Genomic DNA, 1,301 nt, shown 5'->3' on the forward strand with positions numbered 1-1,301 from the left:
GGTCCTAAGGTAGCGAAATTCCTTGTCGGGTAAGTTCCGACCTGCACGAATGGCGTAACGATGGCCACACTGTCTCCTCCCGAGACTCAGCGAAGTTGAAGTGTTTGTGATGATGCAATCTCCCCGCGGCTAGACGGAAAGACCCCATGAACCTTTACTGTAGCTTTGCATTGGACTTTGAACCGATCTGTGTAGGATAGGTGGGAGGCTTTGAAACCGGGACGCTAGTTTCGGTGGAGCCGACCTTGAAATACCACCCTGGTTTGTTTGAGGTTCTAACCTTGGCCCGTGAATCCGGGTCGGGGACAGTGCATGGTAGGCAGTTTGACTGGGGCGGTCTCCTCCCAAAGTGTAACGGAGGAGTTCGAAGGTACGCTTGGTACGGTCGGACATCGTACCTAAAGTGCAATGGCAAAAGCGTGCTTAACTGCGAGACCGACAAGTCGAGCAGGTGCGAAAGCAGGACATAGTGATCCGGTGGTTCTGTATGGAAGGGCCATCGCTCAACGGATAAAAGGTACTCTGGGGATAACAGGCTGATACCGCCCAAGAGTTCATATCGACGGCGGTGTTTGGCACCTCGATGTCGGCTCATCTCATCCTGGGGCTGTAGCCGGTCCCAAGGGTATGGCTGTTCGCCATTTAAAGAGGTACGTGAGCTGGGTTTAAAACGTCGTGAGACAGTTTGGTCCCTATCTGCCGTGGGCGTTGGAATCTTGACGGGGGCTGCTCCTAGTACGAGAGGACCGGAGTGGACGTACCGCTGGTGTACCTGTTGTCTCGCCAGAGGCATCGCAGGGTAGCTATGTACGGAAGAGATAACCGCTGAAAGCATCTAAGCGGGAAACTTGCCTGAAGATGAGGATTCCCTGGAGACTTGATCTCCCTGAAGGGTCGTTCGAGACCAGGACGTTGATAGGCTGGGTGTGGAAGCGCAGTAATGCGTTCAGCTAACCAGTACTAATTGCCCGTGCGGCTTGATCCTATAACCGGTATGTTTCCGGCTGGGTCTGCCTTGTGCCTGATACACATACACAACCTAAACTACATTCCCATATTGGCGGCGTTGACCTCGGAGTCAGCGACGCGACAAGTTATAGCCTGGTGACCATAGCGAGTCGGTACCACCCCTTCCCATCCCGAACAGGACCGTGAAACGACTCCGCGCCGATGATAGTGCGGATTCCCGTGTGAAAGTAGGTCATCGCCAGGCTCTCCCATAAAACACCCCAGCTCCACCCGAGCTGGGGTGTTTGCTTTTACGCGTGCAAAACGCGCTTCCCATCTCTTCTGCGCTGCCC

General features: G+C 54.5%; 2 rRNA genes. Both read left to right on the top strand.

Annotated elements, in window-relative coordinates:
• Positions 1 to 985 (top strand): 23S ribosomal RNA (locus tag JHD73_RS27745); the annotation flags it as partial.
• A 115-nt stretch (positions 986 to 1,100) separates the two neighbouring features.
• A 5S ribosomal RNA gene (gene rrf, locus JHD73_RS27750) occupies positions 1,101 to 1,213 on the top strand.
• The last annotated feature ends 88 nt before the right edge of the window (positions 1,214 to 1,301 follow it).

The sequence above is a fragment of the Ralstonia sp. ASV6 genome, from assembly GCF_016429285.1.
GTDB lineage: Bacteria > Pseudomonadota > Gammaproteobacteria > Burkholderiales > Burkholderiaceae > Ralstonia > Ralstonia flaminis.